We start from the raw sequence: 18,826 nt of genomic DNA on the forward strand, positions 1-18,826 counted from the left end.
AATTTTATTACGGAGTAATTTTTACCGTTTACCGAAAGTTCTGTAGGAATTGCATTTGACATATAATCGCCTCATATCATAATTTAATTTAAAATATACAATGTAATTATACCATCTAAAAAATGTAAAATTTCTGACTGCCTTGCAGCCGTCTGTATAAAAAGAGATTTTTAAGATACTCGCCAAGTTTTTCAAAAACAGTCGCCCTGAAAGAAATACGGCACAGCGGTTTTTATGCCCTCTGTGCCGTATTTGCGATGTTTCCGTGATGGATCGTTAATTGTTACTTATCTCTGATTATTTGACGGAATGCCTTTTCCTCTTATCAAATACCGTTACACCTGTCAGAACACCGCCGCTGACAAACAGCAGTGCGATCCACAGCATGAGGTTGCTTGTATCGCCGGTCGGGGGAGACTTCGGCAACTTAGCCGTTACGGTGTCGGCCTTGGCGATTTCCTTAGTGCCGTCCTTGTCACTGTAATACTTATTACATCCGCTACAGTACCAATACTCGATATTGCCATCGGCATCCTCGCTCGCCGCCTTGGCCGGGAAATGCTTTAAGTCAGTGTGGTTCTTCGGGTCAAGCTTACCGTAGGATTTGCCGCAGACTTCGCATACTGCCTTATCCCTGCAGGTTTCCTTACCACCGATGTGGTTTGTGATCACCTTTCCACAGTAATCGCAGACATGATCCTTATCTGCGTCCTTATGGTTGGAGAATACCTTTCCGCAATAGTCGCAGACGTGGTCTTTGTTTGCATCCTCATGGTTGGAGATTGTCTTTCCGCAGAGTTCGCAGACGTGGTCTTTGCTTGCATCTTCGTGGTTGGAAATCACTTTGCCACAGTGATCGCAGATGTGATCTTTGTCTGCGTCCTCGTGGTTGGAGATTGTCTTTCCGCAGAGTTCGCAGACGTGGTCTTTGCTTGCATCTTCGTGGTTGGAAATCACTTTGCCACAGTGATCGCAGATGTGATCTTTGTCTGCGTCCTCGTGGTTGGAGATTGTCTTTCCGCAGAGTTCGCAGACGTGGTCTTTGCTTGCATCTTCGTGGTTGGAAATCACTTTGCCACAGTGATCGCAGATGTGATCTTTGTCTGCGTCCTCGTGGTTGGAGATTGTCTTTCCGCAATAGTCGCAGATATGGTTGTTGTCCGCATCATCATGGTTGGAGATTGTCTTTCCGCAGAGGTCACAGATGTGATCTTTGTCCGCGTCCTCGTGGTTGGAGATTACCTTTTCGCAATAGTCGCAGACGTGGTCTTTGTTTGCATCTTCGTGGTTGGAAATCACTTTGCCACAGTGATCGCAGACGTGATCCTTATCCGCATCCTCATGGTTGGAAATCACTTTGCCACAGAGGTCACAGACGTGATCCTGATTCGCATCCTCATGGTTGGAGATTATATTTCCGCAAATGTCGCATATGTGGTTTTTATCCTCATCGACGCAATTACCCGTTTCGATGCCTTCCGTACAGCCGTCTGCCGTGCATTGGCGGGTGTGTGTGCCGTCGCCGTTTGATGTCCATTCGCCGAAGGTATGCCCGTCGTTGACCGTTACGGTCATTTCGGCGGTGTTGCCCGCCTTGTCGGTGACAACGATTTTCTGCTCGCCGTCTGCGGGAGCGAGGGTAAAGCTGTTGTTTTCGTCAAGCGTGACCGCCGTGCCGTTTACGGTAACGGTATCCACATATTTCTCGGTGATCGTGACCATCTGCGCCTCGCAGTAGGTCTTGCCGTCCTCAATGCCGGTGATAACCGGGCTTGTGCCGTCAAGCACAATGCCGTCCGAGCAGATGTAGTCCGTATTGCCTGCATTATCGGTCAGTCTGACATAGATAATGTATTCGTTATCGGGGTCAATGCCAAACGGTGCGGTGTACGCTGTGAAGGTCATGCCGTCAAGCTCCGCTTTTGTCAATTCCTTATCTGACAGCAGATATTCAACCGTTACCGTTTCACCGCTGTTGTCGGCTGCGGTGATCGTCACCGTTTGCGTGTCCTTAAAGAACAGACCGAAGGTGATGTTGTTGAGAAACGCTTTCCAACTGTTCTCGCTGATTTTAATTTCGCCCGTGGGCTTTTCGCTGTCTTTCCACCGTGCTTTAAGCGTTATATTCTCGGCAGGCATGGTCACGGGAATATCCCTATCCCAGCCGATAAAGGTGTAGCCCTCTCTTGTCGGATTGTCAGGGGCGGTAATTTCTGTACCGTAATCCTGTGTAATGGTTGCAATCTCACTTCCGCCGTTGGTATCAAAGGCTATTGTATACTGATTGATTTCCCATTGTGCTTTAACCGTTATATTCTCCGCCGGCATGGTTTCGGGGATTTCCTTATCCCATCCCTTAAAGGTATAACCTTTTCTTGTCGGGTTGGCGGGAGCGGTAATATTCGTGCCGTAGTCCTGCGTAATGGGTGCAATCTCGCTGCCGCCTGCGGTGTCAAAGGTGATTGTGTACCGATTGATTTCCCATTGTGCTTTAACCGTTATATTCTCCGCCGGCATGGTTTCGGGGATTTCCTTATCCCATCCCTTAAAGGTATAACCTTTTCTTGTCGGGTTGGCGGGAGCGGTAATATTCGTGCCGTAGTCCTGCGTAATCGGAGCAATCTCGCTGCCGCCTGCGGTGTCAAAGGTGATTGTGTACCGATTGATTTCCCACTGTGCCGTGACAGTAATATTCTCGGCAGGCATGGTCACGGGAATATCCCTGTCCCAGCCGATAAAGGTGTAGCCCTCTCTTGTCGGGTCGGCAGGGGAGGTGATATTCGTGCCGTAGTCCTGCGTAATCGGAGCAATCTCGCTGCCGCCTGCGGTGTCAAAGGTGATTGTGTACCGATTGATTTCCCACTGTGCCGTGACAGTAATATTCTCGGCAGGCATGGTCACGGGAATATCCCTGTCCCAGCCGATAAAGGTGTAGCCCTCTCTTGTCGGGTCGGCAGGGGAGGTGATATTCGTGCCGTAGTCCTGCGTAATCGGAGCGATCTCGCTGCCGCCTGCGGTGTCAAAGGTGATTGTGTACCGATTGATTTCCCACTGTGCCGTGACAGTAATATTCTCCGCAGGCATGGTTTCGGGGATTTCCTTATCCCAGCCCTTAAAGGTATAACCTTTTCTTGTTGGGTTGTCAGGGGCGGTAATTTCCGTACCGTAGTCCTGAGTAATGGGTGCAATCTCACTTCCGCCGTTGGTATCAAAGGTTATTGTGTACCGATTGATTTCCCACTGTGCCGTGACAGTCATATCCTCGGCGGGCATGGTCGTGGGAATTTCCCTGTCCCAGCCGATAAAGGTATATCCTTCTCTTGTCGGGTCGGCAGGAGCGGTAATTGGTGTGCCGTAATCCTGCGTTATGGTAATATCCGCTTCGCCGTTTTCGGGCTTGACTGTGACGGTATATTGATTGATTTCCCACTTCGCCCAATATTCCTTGTTGCCCGTTTCGGTGTCGCCGATTGCCGTAACAGGAGAGCCGGTCAGATTTTCGTTGTAATACCAGCCCTTGAAGGTGTACCCGGTGCGCGTCACATCTGTCGGGAGTGTTGCACCCACGCCGTAGGTGTATTCGGTGACATTGCCGTTGTTGATCGTGCCGCCGTTTGCGTGCAGGGTTACGGTATAGGTCGGGGCTGTCCACTGCACCGTCAGTTCCGTCACATCAGCAGGAACGCTGTCGCCGGGGGCGTAGGAATTGCCATTGCTGTCAAGCCACATAAAGTAACTGCCTGTATCTCCGGCCGGGCGGGTCATGCCGTCGGACGCAGGGGCGGTAAATGCGCTGCCGTTTTTCACGATGATGTGAATAGCATCGGAGCTGCCGCCCAGCTTGCCGCCGCCAAGGTTGAGGGTAACGGCTTTCAGCCCGTCAGCGCCCAGCGTGCCGGGGTTCGGGACTTCAAGGACGGGGCGGAAGCCGAAGGTCTGGTAAGAGGTATTGTAGCTGGTCCAGAAACGGGCCGAACGCTTCCACCCGCGAACCGCACGGAACGACGCCGAAATTCTTATAGTAGTATCTTGTCCACACGAAAGCATCTTCCCCCAGTTTTTGATATATCCGTCGTCCTTATCCAGTATCTTATCCCATTCGTTGCTTTTGGGCGTGCCGCGTTCTGAATCACCTGAGCCTGTATAACTACTTCCCACGGACGGCGCACGCAGCGTATAGTCCACGCTGCCGGCGACATAGTCCTTGCCGAAAATCAGACTCGCAGTATCTAAGTCATTCCAGCTTACCGTATGCGTTACGACATAGTCCGCCACAAACAGGCTGTGGGGATATTTTTTCTGCTGTGCATATTCCTCGGTGGTTGCCATCTCCGACATGAGCTTGTAGGCGTCCACCGTCCCTGCGTAGGTAAAAGGCACATAGTGCAGGGTATTATCCGGCAGAGCATCGTTCACCGTGCCGGGAATACCCATTGCCGAGAGGTCAAAGTAATAGGTGCCGCCGGGGGTGAGGGAAAACTGTTCTGATAAAGCAAACTGCGCCGTGAGCTTGGTAACGTCCGCCGGAACAATGGCACCGGGCGCGTAGAGCTTACCGTCGCTGCCAAGCCACATAAAGTAGCTGCCTGTATTTCCGTCCGGGCGGGTCAGACCGTCGGACGCAGGCGCGGTAAACTCGCTGCCGGTTTTCACGATGATTTGAATATCCTCGGAGCTATTACCCAGCGTGCCGCCGCCAAGGTCAAGGGTAACGACCTTCAGTCCGTCAGAATCCAGTGTGTCAGGGTTCAGGACTTCAAGGACGGGGCGGAAACCGACGTACGGAAAGGAGTACGAAGCACTGCCGTTGTTCCAGCGGCGGGCCGAATCGCACCCGCGAACCGCACGGTGCGACGAGTCGTATCTTGTTGTGTCCTGCCCCCACGAATATATGTCGTTCCAGTTTTTGACATAGCCGCTGTTCTTGTCCAGCACCGCGTCCCACTCATTGCTTTGGGGCGTACCGCGCTCTGAATCGTCTGAACCGGTAAACCCACTTCCACAAGACGGTGCGCGCAGGGTATAGTCCACGCCGCCGCTGGCATAATCTTTGCCGAAAATCAGACTTTTCGTATTTAAGTCATCCCAGCTTACCGTATGCGTTACGACATAGTCCGCAATGAATAGGCTGTGGGGATATTTATTCTTCTGAGCATACTCCTCGGTGGTTGCCATTTCCGATGTGAGCTTATAAGCGTTGACCGTGCCTGCATAGGTAAAAGGCACATAATGAAGTGTGCTGTCCGGCAGATTGCTGTTTACCGTTCCGGGGATGTTCATCGCCGAAAGGTCAAAATAGTATCTGCCACCGGGGGTGAGGGTAAACTGCTCGTCAGGCTGACTTTCCACCGTCAGCGTGACATCCGCAAAAGCACTTGCAAGGTCGGTCTTGCAGTCACCGTTATACTGCTCGCTGAAGACCTTCATGGTATAGTCGCCCGGTGCAATGTCAGACGGGATTTTGATTTCAACCGTTCCGCTTTCGGCAGTAGGCTGTGCTACTCTGCCGTAATACTGTGCGCCATTGTTATCCGCCAGGATGACAGAGATATATTCATTTTTCCCTGTGGTCGCCCCTTTGTAATTCAGCGTAACGGTATCGTCGGGGGCGGCGCTGACAGTTTTTTCCGTTACGGCAAAATTGCGTCTACTATCTAAAAGCGTCAGTTTCCATTCGTTTCCGCTGTATTTGGAAACTTCGGTCAGCCCTCCGTCAGGCTTTCCGCCCACAGCGGCAGATGCAAAAAGGACAGAGTTCAGATTTAAGTTAAAAGCGGGACGAACAGTCCGATGATTATTGAAAATGAGCATAGTGTACCCAGAGTATTCGACAGAACCATCACTACGCACGACGGCGACATTATATTTATTGGAGCCGGGGGAGCGCAGCCACCAAGCGGTTGTCACCCAATTCGGATGTGCAGGATTCAAGGCACGCAGATCGTTGTTTACAACAATAGCCTCTTTTGCGGAAAGTGGCCAGAATACAGCGTTATCCACCTGCCCTCCCGCTACACAGTCGGTATTCTCTCCGTCGTAACTTCCGCTTGTAAGCGCCCGTTTCTTTACGGCAGCATTTTCTTCTGTCGTCAGCTTTTCCGCAAGCGCATCTATTGTGGCTTTCAAATTACTCGGTGCGTATTCGTTGTTTAATATGGTATCGGCAAATGGTATAACTCCCATAGCGCCTGCCGCGAGCAGGGTAATATCCCCTTGTGCGCTTGTAACACCGCTTCCGTCATAGCCGATAACTCGCCATGCAGCGGGATTATTTTCATGGTTTTGCCCGAAATACACAGTCGGTGCGGTCGCTGTGTTTACATTTTTACTTAACACACTTAGTGCATCTGTACCAAGCTGTATCGCAGCAGAGTCCTCTGCCCCAACCTCCTCGGCGAATACGCTTATCGGCGTAAGGCAGAGCGTCATGCATAAAGTCAGCAAGATACTAAGTATTCGTTTTTTCATATTCTGTTACCTCCGTTTTGCAATCTCAAACTATACTTTTTTCTTTTTCAGTACAATGTATAAGATTAAGCCGAGGTTGCCAAGCAGCGCAACTCCTGCAACAGAGCCTATTGCAACCAAAGCAGGTGAAGCTGCGGGTTCGGATATGTTTCCTTCGGATATGTTTCCGAAGCCTGCGGGAACGGCTACATCTGCCACCGCTTTCACACCGGTGTCTTTCTCACCAATCCACCAGTTGCCGTTTTCACCGATAAATGGGGTAAGACCGTCCTTGCCGTCCGCACCGACAACTTTACCAAGATTGACTACCTCGCCGTCGGTATAGGTGATAACAAGCTCGCCGTCTGCGTTGATCTCCGCTTTGGCTATTCCTATGCCGTCCTTACCGTCTTTGCCGTCAGAGCCGTTTGCACCATTTGTTCCGTTTGTTCCATTTGTTCCGTCCTTGCCGGTGTCGCCCTTAACGCCTTTGCCGCCCTTATCTCCGTCCTTACCGTCAACACCGTCTTTTCCGTCGGCACCATCCTGTCCGTCAGTGCCGGTGTCGCCTTTGTCGCCCTTTTGTCCGGCCTCACCTGTATCACCCTTCTCTCCGGTGGCTTTCACACCGAGGGATACCCATGTCTGTCCGTCGTCGTAGGAGATATACCAGAAGTTATCATCACCTATTTTAAGCTTCGGCGTTACACCGTCTTTTCCGTCCTGACCGGGTGCACCTGTTTCTCCCTTGTCGCCTTGTTGTCCGGTTTCACCGGTATCACCCTTCTCTCCGGTGGCTTTCACACCGAGGGATACCCATGTCTGTCCGTCGTCATAGGAGATATACCAGAAGTTATCATCACCTATTTTTAGCTTAGGCGTTACACCGTCTTTTCCGTCCTGACCGGGTGTACCTGTTTCGCCCTTGTCACCTTTGTCGCCTTTATCGCCCTTGTCGCCTTGTTGTCCGGTTTCACCGGTATCACCCTTTTCTCCGGTGGCTTTCACACCGAGGGATACCCATGTCTGTCCGTCATCATAGGAGATATACCAGAAGTTATCATCACCTATTTTAAGCTTTGGCGTTACACCGTCTTTTCCGTCCTGACCGGGCGCACCTGTCTCTCCCGTGTCACCCTTGTCGCCTTTGTCACCCTTGTCACCTTTATCGCCTTTATCGCCCGTCAGCTCCGACAAGGCAATCAAATTATTCCAGGCAGAATCATCACTGTACTTCCACTGTATAAATCCATTATATACATTCAGTTCAATTTGTTTTCCATCTGCGCCGTCATTTCCCTTCAACTCGGAAAGTGATACAAGAACACGGTAAGCGTCATCACTTTCACCCTCATATCTCCACTGGATACTGTTGCCGTCACTGCGTAATTCTATTTCTCTGCCGTCCGATCCCGTAAAGGTTGAGAAGGTTTTGGTATTGGATAATGCCGATACCGTTCCGTTATTGCCGACAGAGGAAACCGCAAAGGTGTAGGTGGTATCCTCTTCCAGAGTATCGTATGTATATTCAAAGGTCGTGTCTGACAGCGGAGCATCAGTCACACGCACAAAATCGCCGTCATCCATACGCATCCAGATATGATACCCTGTATAGGGGCGTCTGCTGTCTGCAGTCGGTGCCTTCCAGGTGATTTTTGCACTTTGATTGTCTGTTACGGATACGCCTGTAAGTGTAGGTACGGGCGGTGCGGCACGAAGATTGGTCAGCACATATCCGAACACAGGAATCTTCTGATCTCCTGCCGTCCATGTGCGCATACCGAAATCCCAGGTAAAGCCGTATTGGCTCGAAACATCGTAGCCGATTCCGTAGGAGGCAAGGAGCGAACGGCGGTCGATGTTGTTTACCGTACCGCTGGCGCCGCTGCTTTCCGTCGTGGTGTAGACCGTACCTGTTGCTTTGCTGTAGCTCAAATCGATTACAAAACCCATATTGAATGCGTCTACGCCCCATGTGCTTTTCATCGAAGCGGAGAAGCCGTGAGCCATCTCAACTCCCTCGGCATGCTCAGATGTGGTAGTCCAGTCGTTCGTGATACTGCTTGCACCGAAGCCAAGCTCATATTTTTGCTTACTCAGCGACTCAAATTTCGAAACATAGTCGGCGGTAGTAGCGGTATTCGACCAATAGGCGAACGGGTCGCCCTCGGCGTTTTCCGGCAGTACATGGCTGTTCAGTATCGGCAAAGCCTTTGCCTTTCCCGCTGCAATGTCTTTCTTGTAGGTTTCGTTGTACAGTACCGCAAACTCATCGTAATACTCCCGGTCGAGCATGGTGTAAACCGGTTGCCCGGGGATCATCAGGGCAATGGTATTTCGCTCGCTGAGGTCAAAATCGCCCTTTTGCGGGTCATAAAGCGAGTAATAATAGGTTGTTGCCGGCACGCGGTACAGCACCACAGAATCGTTGCCTCCGGCATTGAATGAGGCACTGTATTCCTTAGAAAGGGTATCCTCGGTGCTCTTTGTAAAATCCATGGTGTATCCGAGGGTCGCCTCGTATCTCCACACCTTCAGATCTCCCTGCGCGACGATGGACGCACCGAAGGAGGTGTTGTGCGATGAGGATTTCGTGTCCGAATAGCCTGAGGAGAAGGTGTAGGTGGTTGAGCCGTCGGAGAAATCAAGATCATAGTCACCGAGCTCCGAGAAATACGGAGCCGCCTGGAGCACCGCCTGCACCTGTGCATCGGAATATCCGTAGCCCTTGCCCTCATAGCGAGCAAACAGACCGTCTTTATTCACATCCGCCGCAAGCAGTATGCAGTTATACGGCATATCCCATGCTAGGTCGGCATCGTGGCAGAGCTTGGAAAACTCGTCCTTTTCGGCTGTCACTGTATACTTGCCGGCGACCGACAGCGTGCCGCTGCCGAAATCCTCGCCGTAGAAAACATCGGTGAACAGGTCGAATTTACGCGCCGAACCGCTTCCCTTTTGCCTTTCGGCGGCAAGCGCGATCACCTGCTCGCGGCCTTCCGTGTTGTGGTCAAAATTGCCTGCGATGACATCCTGATACCACCACCATCTCGCGCTTGAATTCTTTTCGCGCGCGGTGTCGCGCAGAAGATTAAGCGCGCCGTTCTGCTGAACCTCATACAGTCCGCCTGCGATCCATACCTGCTCCGGCGTACCTCTGCCGTTGATCGCAACGCTTGTCATAGCGGGCTTCGGCTTCACGCCCAGATCATTTGTTCCGTTTGCGGTATAACCGCTCATGGTGGTTTTCTGCACATTCGTTATTGACTTGTTCTGACCGTAATAAACGGCAAAGCCCATGTTTTCGTTGTCGGTTTTCTTGTCCCAGATAAAGCCCTTCTTCTTTTCTTCCCTGACTTCACGGAAATATCCGGCAATTATGATTTCCTGCCAGCCGTCGCCGTCGATGTCTCCCGCGGCAAGGTTTCCGTAGCGGATATGATCGTAGTAACGGCTGCCGTCCGCTTTTTCATCCTCGCGGTTCAGGGTCATCAGGGACTTTTGATCCACTCTTTTGAGGTTTCCGTTTTCGGCTTTGTATACCGAGAGCTTTGAAACAGCCTTACGGAAGGAATCGCCGGAAATCTCCTTGTCCCTGCCTTCGATCTTATCCGGCTCGGCAATGCCTGCGTACACGATAAGCTCATCGCAGCCGTCACGGTCAATATCCGCCGAGACAAGCGACTTCGTGATCTGGTCGCGCTCATACAGAGTCGTGTTCCAGCCGTCGAAATAGGCATTGCCGCTGCCCTTGGATTTGACAAACGATTTTCTTGAAAGTCCCTGCTCTCCGGCAATTCCCGTGCCGGCGATTCCCCATAAATCATCATTGCCGACGTAGGTGATAACGGCGGTCATCTTTCCGTCACCATCATAGTCGCCCGCCGTGACATTGAAATAGTGGCGGAATTCCTGGTATTCCAGCTCGCCGTAACCGGGTTTCTTGCACGCCCACATCGGAGCGTCGGCAATTTTCTGAAGCTCGGAGCGCTTGTTGTTTACAAGGTTTTGTACCCAGTAGCAGATCTTCGCAGTGTTCTTGGAATTATCCATATCGCAAAGACCGACAAAGATGGCATGATCGTTTCTGCCCGTGCCGAGTGGGTCGTAAGCTGTTCCAACAGCAAATGCAACATTATCGACAGCAGAAACCCGATGGGCACTCGGTGTACATTCGGCAATGTTGATACCGAAATTCCACTTACTGTATACCTTGGTATGATCCTGCGCCGCCTGCCCCTCTGCGTTGCGATAGCTGTAAATGATCGGCTCATACCATGGGGTGATGGCAAAGGGCTGACCCTTTTTTGTGCCGTACGGGTTGCTTTCATCCTCTGCCCATCCGACCGGTGGGGTTGTGTCGGGTGTGAGCAGTGTGCCGTATGCACTCGAGTCGGATGCCGATACTCCCAGAGTGGCATAGCTCATAAAAGGTAAAGCAACACACATCACCATACATAGGGTGAGCAGGGTACAAAGTATTCGTTTTTTCATTTTCCGTTTCCTCCCTTCAAATATTGTGAACGGTATTTATCCGCAAACAGAGCGACACCCTGTTTTAAGACCTCCATTTGGGTTTTTAAATAATATTCATCCTCAAACATAGCATAGTGTACACAGGCACGAACAAATATAAAAATCAACGGTGTAATCACCGTGTATGGAATACCGATTTTCGGCTCCAACCGCTTGGCATATTCGGTATAGCGCTCATTCACTCCCTCAAAGAATTTCTTGCCGTGCTCAATATATTTCGGATGAGTATAGACCTGATACATCAGCCGATATTTTTTGCCGTGCTTCTTTGCGGTCCAATACGGAACCTCTCTCACAAATCGGACAACATCATTCGGGTCGGTGGGCGCCATTTCCATGAAATCGTCCTCGACCTTTTCCATACAGTAGGCCGTTGACTCAATAATCAGTTCATCCACATTATTGAAATAGGAATACAGATTTCCCGTTGTACACCCACACGCTGCCGCCAAAGCCTTGATACCCGTACCGGTCAGCCCGTTTTCAGCATAACATTCAAAGCATTTTTCCATCATTTCCCGCTTACGCTCGTTGTGTTGTTCCTCTGTTGTTCTCATAATGTTCGCTTCCTTTTGATAACTAATCAATTAATTAACTATAGTATAACACACGACTACGGTAATTTCAACAATTTATTAAAAAAATTTTGCAAAATATTAAAATTTTATCGTATCTGTCGCAAACTTTACGGCTATAGCCGTACCCTTTTCCGAACTTTCTTCCACACGGACTTTACCATTGTGCAATGTGACGATTTTCCACACCAAAGAAAGTCCCAAGCCTACGCTACCGTATTCCCTGCTTCGAGATTTATCCACACGAAAGAAGGGCTGAAAAATACTTTCTCTGTATTGTTCGGGGATGCCGTAGCCGGTATCCGCAACCGTAATAACAAGCTGATTGTCTTTGTGCGTTACGGTAATATTCACTGTACCGTCAAAACGGTTGTAGCGTATAGCGTTTTCGGTCAGATTATATAACAAACGGTAAATCAACGTGTCACTGCCTGTCATAACAGCGTCGCCCGTGCTTTCAAGTGCAATATTGTTCTTCTCTGCAAGGGGCGCAAGGTCAGTGAAAATTTCTTCTACCATAGGTCATATCTCTATGCGGTCGGCACACGATACTGTACGAAGCTTACTCATTTCCAACAAGGTTTTTGTCATTTGCGTCATTCGTTCGGTCTGCTCACATAACAATCGGAGAAACTCAGCCGTTTCCGGCAATACCTCGGGATGCTCTGCCGAAAAAAGTTCAAGCTGTGCCTGCATCAGCGAAAGCGGCGTACGCAACTCGTGCGCCGCGTTTCCCGTGAACTGTCGTTGAGCGGTAAATACCTCATCAAGACGGTCAAGCATCAGATTGAATGACTTGACAAATTGTCTCATTTCAGGCAAAACCTCTTCGGTTATCTTCATATCCGTCAAATTGTTAGGCTGAACCTTCTCAACCCGAGCTGTAAAAGTACGCAGAGGCTTCAGCGCATGCCCGCTTAAAAAATACGCAAGCACACCGCCTAACAATGTTGCCGCCGCCGTAATATACCAATTGGTAGCGATAAAGGATTCCTGTACTCCGTTAATTACAATAGTCAATTCACGATCAAGCTTTTCGTGTTCGGGATCGAAAAATTCGGGTTCTCCTTTGTCCGTATCTCCGTAACCTGTAACATAAGAACCTATGGAATCCATGTAACGGCTGCCGGAATAGCCGATAAGAACATTCATAAAAATGCAGGTAGCTCCGATAAGAAGTGCAGTCATCAAAGTTATGCGCCATTGCAAGGATAGCTTTTTCATTCTTTTTCTTCCTCCATAACATATCCTTCACCAATGCGATTGCGAATCGGGTCATAGCCGAGCGCCGCACGCAGTTTCTTTCGTAATGCAGAAATATGTACTCTTATTGAATTGCTGAAATTGTCAAAATTGATGTGATTGCTTTTTAGTTCATAATAGCAAAAGTCACGCTGCAAATTTGCAACATGACTTTTGTTTTAAGGAAAGCTATATATTAACTTATAAACTATTTAACGCAGATCATCAAATCTTATATTTTTCCAATGCTTTTTCATATTCTTCGCTGTCATCACCGTATATAACAACTTGCAATGGATTACTTAAATCAAGACTGTAAATGCCCAGTAAAGATTTTGCGTCAACTGTATAACGGTCTGAAACTAAATCAACATCATAATTACAGTTGGAAGTTAATTCAACAAATTCTCTGACCTGATCCACTTGTGTGAGTCTGATTTTTGCTATTTTCATATACTTGTCAACCTTTCTGACATATTTTAATTTCATCTAATGTGGGCAACGCAGGAATTGCACCTATTCTTGTTGCAGTCAGTCCACCCGCAGCATTTGCAAAAAGTATCTTATCATCAAGCACCATATCAGCAATCTCATCGGGTTTATAGTTTTTTAACTGCCACAACATTGCACCTACAAAAGCATCCCCGGCACCTGTGGTATCAACCGCATCGACCTTGTATGCAGGAAATACACAAAAATGATTTTTGTTGCGATAGCAAGCACCTTTTTCTCCGAGCGATACCAAAACTAATGACGCACCCATATTTAAAAGCTTTTTTGAGCCGATTTCAAGATTTGTTTCTCCTGTAACAAGATACATTTCTTCCTCAGACACTTTCAAAATATCCGCCATTGTAATCGCTCTTGAAATTTCATTTACCGCTTTTTCCCTATCACTCCACAAAAGAGATCTATAATTAGGATCAAAACTAATTATTTTTCCGAGTTTCTTTGCATAATTTACAGCATCATATGTCGCCTTCCTGCAAGGTTCATCTGTCAAAGATAATGAACCGAAGTGGAAAATTTTGCATTCATCAATAAGTTCTTTTTTCACTTCATCGGCATTAAGCATCATATCTGCTCCTGGATTTCGATAAAAAGAAAACGAACGGTCGCCTTTGCTGTCAAGCTGAACAAAAGCAAGTGTTGTCGGCACATTGCTGTCAGTTGCCATACCTGTAATATCAATATTATGGTTGCTTAATGTGTCATTTAAATAAGAACCGAATGCATCGTTGCCGACCTTACCGATAAAAGCCGATGAACCGCCAAGCTTACTGTTCATTGCAAGAACATTTGCCGGTGCTCCCCCCGGATTTCGTGCAAATGATTTTACTTCTTTTTTGACCAGAATTTTGACGGCGAATTGCATAAAATGTCTATGGCGATGTTGTTTAATTTACACAACTTTTTCTATATTTATAATACACATATTGGCATTTATATCAACCTATGATATAATTATACAGTAGTTTTATATATAATTACAATATCGCAGAAGTAATATATTCTGCGAAAGAATTTTGCTTTCGATGAGGTTTAATATGATAAAAAAAACAAGATTTTTGAGTTTTAGTATAATAAAATGTTTTTGTTGTTTGATTTGCTTGTTTGGCTCATTATCTTTAGCATCTTGTAACAAACAATTTAATAAGAAAACTATTTATAACAATCCGGAGTCTAATAAACCATGTTGTATAAAAGATTTGTGCTATGATACAAATAATTTATATGGATACAGGATTTATATAAATGAAAATAATGAATATGTTCCTTTTTTAGTTTTATCTTCTGATTATTCAAAAAATTGTCTTTTGCTACGAGAATTTTTACTTGATGAACCTAAGCCATATAATTCATCAGGTGAATATGGATCATATTATAGTGGAAGCATAATAGATGATTTTTTAAACAATTCATATTTCTATACTCTTCATGAGAATACAAGAAAAATAATAGTTAACTCATCTATACTAATTGCTACAAAAAACGCTATCGATACACATGATTCTTCCACAGAAACAATAGAAAGGAAAATATTTTTATTGTCAGCTACTGAAGTGAATTCCACTTTAGGCTCTTCTCAAGCACAGGAAGGTATTCCAATTAATTTTTTTAAGAAAAATGAAAACAAAATTGCTTATTATGAAAACTCATGTCCAGGATCTTGGATGCTTCGTTCTGCTGCTTTTAACGGTGGGAACAGTATTGTTGGAATTTCCGAAACTGGATGTGCAGGGATAGGAGGGATAAATGGTTTAGACGGTTTATGTGAAAATGCGGTTAGACCAGCTTTTTGCATTCCAATTGACACAGAAATTGAGGAATGTGAAAACATAATAGGAGGTGAGAAAGTATTTATTTTAAAAAATTAATATACCAAACATAAAATAGGAGGTTGTCTAATGAAAAAGATTTTTTCGATTATGATTGCGTTAGTTCTTACACTTTCTTGTTTGCCATTATCTCTTTTTGCTGTTAGTGCTGAAGAAACAAACACTGTTAAAAGATATTCTGTACTTGTTTTAGATGTTTCTGACACAGCAAGTTTTATCGGTGAGCACGGAGAAACCATTTACACAGCACCCTCAGCTATAGAGTATGTTAAGCAGTCTGCAAACAGTTTCCTCATGGATTTAATTAATGCTAAAGGTGAAAATTATGTTGCTGTAGTTTCATTTAACGAAACAGCATCCTCGTCTTTACCGTTTATAACACCATCAGCACCGAGTTCCATAGCCTTATCAAGTCTTTTCTGCATAATATCAACCACATATACCTTACTGACACCCTCTGCTTTCAGTGCCATCATACTTACAAGACCGATGCATCCTGCACCCATAACAACCGCTGTCTGTCCTGCGTGGGCATTGCCCTGATTTGCAGCATGGAAACCAACAGCAAGAGGCTCAATTAAAGCACCTTCAAGTGTCGATACATTATCGGGAAGTTTAAAGCAAAGATCTGCTTCGTGAGCTACATATTCCTGAAATACTCCGTCAACCGGGGGGGTAGCAAAAAAGATTACATCGGGGCAAAGATTATATCTGCCTGTTTTACAAAACTCGCAGTGTCCGCAAGTTTTCCCCGGCTCTAAAGCGACACGGTCACCTACTTTCAAATGACTTACATCTGAACCTACCTCAACGACAACACCGCCCGGTTCATGTCCGAGAACAAAAGGGGGCTTTACAACATAGTCACCGATTGCACCTGTCTCATAATAGTGCATATCACTGCCGCATATGCCGATATACTCAAGCTTTACCAATACCTCATTAGGCTTTGGTGTCGGCACCGGACGATCAACATATCCCATTTTTTTAATGCCTGTCATTACAGCAACTTTCATAGTGTTTTTCATAATTAGTCCTCCTGTTTAAAAATACTTTTATAAAGTGTTTTATTAAGTGACTATATTAAATCACAAACACACATTGATGTCAATAGATTTTTTTAAAATCATCACATTTGCTAAATATTAACACTATGATTTGTGCAAAAAAACAGTGACTCCGACATTTATCAGAATCACTGCTTTTAATAATTTATATTTCCTGTAAAAACGAATCTATTTTCATAAGTGCTGCACCTACTGCAGATGCCTCTAATTTAAAGGTACAGTATTTCAAAAAATCGGCATTACTTTCAAATGTATTTCGTTCAGCAACATAATTTTTTAATTCCCGTGCAAATTCCTCGAGAAAAGCTCCTACATATCCACCGGCAATTATATCACAGTCAAAAGTCATTCTCAGATTATTAATAGCTATTGCAAGATACTTAAGATAATCGTCCCATACCTTTTCGGCTTCAGCATTACCGCATCGGAGTTTTTCAAAAAACATTGCAAGATTTCCGTCAGCCTGCCCAGATAATACCTTTGCCGAAATATATGCGTCAAGACAGCCTTTTTTACCGCAATAGCATTGTTTTCCGTTAGGAACTAATGTATTATGACCAAATTCACCTGCTCGAAGATTATTGCCCCAAAACAACTTTCCCGAAAAAATAATTGCACCGCCGACAGTATTGCTTAATGACAGATAAATAAGATTATCAATATCTGACTTATCCCACATTTCCGCAAAACCGGCAGCATTTGCATCATTGATAAATAAGCAAGGGTATGAGATAAATTCAACAAATCTTTCTGTGCTGAAATCATAAATGTCAAGTGCATGAGAAAAAATTATTCTCTTTCCGTCATCACTTATAATACCGGGGATAGAAATACCTACTCCTATAATTCTGTCAAACTCATCATCTTTTAGAAAACTATTCATCAAGTCGCCTAAGTTTTTAAAATAATTTTCATCAGAAGAAAAAGCTCTTGTCTTTCTTGTATATCTTATAACCATTCCGGACAAATCAACAAGCGTAAAACCTATGTGATTTTTTGTAATATCAACTCCGATGGCTAATTTTGCATCAGGAATTGAAGCATAAGCTTTTGCTTTCCTTCCGCCTGTAGACTTGTAAGCACCAACCTCATGAACCAATCCAAGATTGATTAACTCTTTCACATTTTGCAAAACAGTCGGCCAACTGAGGTTAAGCTTTTGTGCAAGCTCAGGCTGTGAAATTCTATCATATTTCAGCAGACATCTAAGAGTATTTATTCTATTTTGCTTTTTTACATCCATATTGTTTGTTGGAACAGAATTCATAATCAAAATCCTTTTATAAAGTATTTTATGTTTATTATATTACCATTTTTCTCAAAGTATTTCAAGAGTTCACACTAAAAAATCTATTAACTACTATGCAATAAAAATATGTAACATCTTTCTAGGAATGAATGCTAACTAAAGTATAGGAAAACAACTTCTTATATGCTATAATATAATTACTGTTTAATGCCGTTGATGATAGATTGAATCGGAATTATAGTTCTGATAAAGAATTATTTTGATGTAAAATCCATTTTGCACCCCCCTACTCAAAAACTATCGTTATACTGTTGATTTTGAAAGTAGTCTGCCCCCCCTAACTGACTACTATTTGACTACTTTTGGAAAATCTAATATGCCACATTTTGCCTTGATTTGCGTGTTTTGAGGGAATTTTAAAAGTGATACTCATTCCTGTTACACTCAATTCATCCTTGCAAATGACGCATATTACGGCAAATCGGGAGGAATTTTGTTATGATTAAGATAATGTTTGTGTGCCATGGGAATATTTGCCGATCACCTATGGCGGAATTTGTAATGAAAAAAATTGTTGCGGATAACAAGCTTGCCGATAAATTTTTAATTAATTCATCTGCGACAAGTACGGAGGAAATCGGCAACGGTATTCATCGTGGAACAAAGGCAAAATTAACAGAAATGAACATTCCGTTCACCTCACACCATGCTGTGCAGATTACCAAAGACGATTACAAAAATTATGATTACATAATTGCTATGGATTCTATGAATTTGCGCAATTTACAGCGGATAGTCGGTTTTGACAATGAAAAGAAAATTCACCGCCTGCTTGAGTTTACCAATTATTCACGAGATGTGGCAGATCCATGGTACACAGGCAATTTTGATGTTACTTACACCGACATTGACAATGGTTGCAGAGCACTTTTTGAGTACATAAAAGAGCATAATTTGAAAATCAACTGATATTTTAAAAATAATATTGCATAATAAACATCGGAGCATACAGCTGTTGCCATATGCCCCGATATATTTTTATGATTTATTTATTAAATCAAATTATTTCATACTGTTTTCGTATGATTCAATCATCTTTTTAACCATCTGTCCGCCTACCGAACCGGCTTCTCTTGATGTTAAGTCGCCGTTATAACCCTGTTTAAGGTTTACGCCCACTTCGTTTGCACATTCCATCTTAAAGCGTTCCATTGCTTCCTTTGCCTGTGGTACATTAAGCTGATTGTTATTGCTTGACATATTGGTTTTCTCCTTTTTAATTATTTTTTAGTTAATTTTATATTTTAAGCGTCAGGTTCAACCTCTTGATTTCCTTCCGCAATAGTATTGTTTGCGGTAGTTTTCTTTTTA

The 18,826-nt window shown here is 45.3% G+C and carries 11 protein-coding genes and 2 pseudogenes; 2 read left to right on the top strand and 11 right to left on the bottom strand.

Annotated elements, in window-relative coordinates; translation table 11 throughout:
- Positions 1-297 precede the first annotated feature (297 nt).
- The 8 genes and pseudogenes from I2E21_RS12490 to I2E21_RS09375 form a co-directional block, all read right to left on the bottom strand.
- Positions 298-6,468 carry an InlB B-repeat-containing protein gene (locus I2E21_RS12490; protein WP_195411157.1) on the bottom strand — a complete coding sequence of 2,057 codons (6,171 nt, stop codon included), beginning with the start codon at positions 6,466-6,468 and terminating at the stop codon, positions 298-300.
- Between the two features lie 30 nt (positions 6,469-6,498).
- Positions 6,499-10,941: a fibronectin type III domain-containing protein gene (locus tag I2E21_RS09350; protein WP_195411158.1), complete on the bottom strand. Its 4,443-nt coding sequence runs from the start codon at positions 10,939-10,941 to the stop codon at positions 6,499-6,501.
- Positions 10,938-11,540 (bottom strand): TetR/AcrR family transcriptional regulator, encoded by a 603-nt coding sequence (locus I2E21_RS09355; RefSeq protein ID WP_195411159.1) that lies wholly within the window; start codon positions 11,538-11,540, stop codon positions 10,938-10,940. Before I2E21_RS09355 ends, I2E21_RS09350 begins: the two co-directional genes overlap by 4 nt.
- 99 nt (positions 11,541-11,639) lie before the next feature.
- The gene (locus I2E21_RS12580) at positions 11,640-12,077 is read right to left on the bottom strand and encodes a sensor histidine kinase (protein ID WP_347708282.1); all 438 of its coding nucleotides are present in this window, start codon (positions 12,075-12,077) and stop codon (positions 11,640-11,642) included.
- A 3-nt stretch (positions 12,078-12,080) separates the two neighbouring features.
- Positions 12,081-12,782, bottom strand: a complete 702-nt coding sequence (locus tag I2E21_RS12585; RefSeq protein ID WP_347708283.1) for a histidine kinase dimerization/phospho-acceptor domain-containing protein — start codon at positions 12,780-12,782, stop codon at positions 12,081-12,083.
- Positions 12,779-12,934 (bottom strand): annotated as a pseudogene (locus I2E21_RS09365) (helix-turn-helix domain-containing protein); the annotation flags it as partial. The gene I2E21_RS12585 and the pseudogene I2E21_RS09365, both read right to left, overlap by 4 nt.
- A gap of 91 nt (positions 12,935-13,025) precedes the next feature.
- Positions 13,026-13,253: an HPr family phosphocarrier protein gene (locus I2E21_RS09370; RefSeq protein ID WP_195411160.1), complete on the bottom strand. Its 228-nt coding sequence runs from the start codon at positions 13,251-13,253 to the stop codon at positions 13,026-13,028.
- Positions 13,254-13,260: 7 nt separating this feature from the next.
- Entirely contained in the window at positions 13,261-14,175 is a 915-nt protein-coding gene (locus I2E21_RS09375) for a carbohydrate kinase (RefSeq protein ID WP_195411161.1), read from the bottom strand.
- 172 nt (positions 14,176-14,347) lie between these two features.
- On the opposite strand from I2E21_RS09375, the gene I2E21_RS09380 reads away from it, so the two are divergent.
- Positions 14,348-15,178 carry a DUF6273 domain-containing protein gene (locus I2E21_RS09380; protein WP_195411162.1) on the top strand — a complete coding sequence of 277 codons (831 nt, stop codon included), beginning with the start codon at positions 14,348-14,350 and terminating at the stop codon, positions 15,176-15,178.
- A gap of 311 nt (positions 15,179-15,489) precedes the next feature.
- Here the strand turns inward: I2E21_RS09380 and I2E21_RS09385 are convergent.
- Both I2E21_RS09385 and I2E21_RS09390 read right to left on the bottom strand, forming a co-directional pair.
- Positions 15,490-16,167 (bottom strand): annotated as a pseudogene (locus I2E21_RS09385) (alcohol dehydrogenase catalytic domain-containing protein); the annotation flags it as partial.
- Positions 16,168-16,351: 184 nt separating this feature from the next.
- On the bottom strand, positions 16,352-17,473 hold the full coding sequence (locus I2E21_RS09390; protein ID WP_195411163.1) for an ROK family transcriptional regulator: 1,122 nt from the start codon (positions 17,471-17,473) through the stop codon (positions 16,352-16,354).
- Between the two features lie 480 nt (positions 17,474-17,953).
- On the opposite strand from I2E21_RS09390, the gene I2E21_RS09395 reads away from it, so the two are divergent.
- Entirely contained in the window at positions 17,954-18,424 is a 471-nt protein-coding gene (locus I2E21_RS09395) for a low molecular weight protein-tyrosine-phosphatase (protein ID WP_195411164.1), read from the top strand.
- Positions 18,425-18,517: 93 nt separating this feature from the next.
- On the opposite strand, the gene I2E21_RS09400 is transcribed toward I2E21_RS09395, so the two are convergent.
- Entirely contained in the window at positions 18,518-18,715 is a 198-nt protein-coding gene (locus tag I2E21_RS09400; RefSeq protein WP_022233969.1) for an alpha/beta-type small acid-soluble spore protein, read from the bottom strand.
- Between the last annotated feature and the right edge of the window lie 111 nt (positions 18,716-18,826).

The sequence above is a fragment of the Ruminococcus sp. BSD2780120874_150323_B10 genome, from assembly GCF_015553695.1.
Lineage (GTDB): Bacteria > Bacillota > Clostridia > Oscillospirales > Acutalibacteraceae > Ruminococcoides > Ruminococcoides intestinale_A.

Excerpts from the sequence above, each read along its gene's own strand:
- I2E21_RS09375 (WP_195411161.1), bottom strand. The coding sequence starts at position 14,175 with ATGCAATTCGCCGTCAAAATTCTGGTCAAAAAAGAAGTAAAATCATTT.
- I2E21_RS09390 (WP_195411163.1), bottom strand. The coding sequence starts at position 17,473 with ATGAATTCTGTTCCAACAAACAATATGGATGTAAAAAAGCAAAATAGA.
- I2E21_RS09350 (WP_195411158.1), bottom strand. The coding sequence starts at position 10,941 with ATGAAAAAACGAATACTTTGTACCCTGCTCACCCTATGTATGGTGATG.
- I2E21_RS09400 (WP_022233969.1), bottom strand. The coding sequence starts at position 18,715 with ATGTCAAGCAATAACAATCAGCTTAATGTACCACAGGCAAAGGAAGCA.
- I2E21_RS09380 (WP_195411162.1), top strand. The coding sequence starts at position 14,348 with ATGATAAAAAAAACAAGATTTTTGAGTTTTAGTATAATAAAATGTTTT.
- I2E21_RS09355 (WP_195411159.1), bottom strand. The coding sequence starts at position 11,540 with ATGAGAACAACAGAGGAACAACACAACGAGCGTAAGCGGGAAATGATG.
- I2E21_RS12580 (WP_347708282.1), bottom strand. The coding sequence starts at position 12,077 with ATGGTAGAAGAAATTTTCACTGACCTTGCGCCCCTTGCAGAGAAGAAC.
- I2E21_RS09370 (WP_195411160.1), bottom strand. The coding sequence starts at position 13,253 with ATGAAAATAGCAAAAATCAGACTCACACAAGTGGATCAGGTCAGAGAA.
- I2E21_RS12585 (WP_347708283.1), bottom strand. The coding sequence starts at position 12,782 with ATGAAAAAGCTATCCTTGCAATGGCGCATAACTTTGATGACTGCACTT.
- I2E21_RS09395 (WP_195411164.1), top strand. The coding sequence starts at position 17,954 with ATGATTAAGATAATGTTTGTGTGCCATGGGAATATTTGCCGATCACCT.
- I2E21_RS12490 (WP_195411157.1), bottom strand. The coding sequence starts at position 6,468 with ATGAAAAAACGAATACTTAGTATCTTGCTGACTTTATGCATGACGCTC.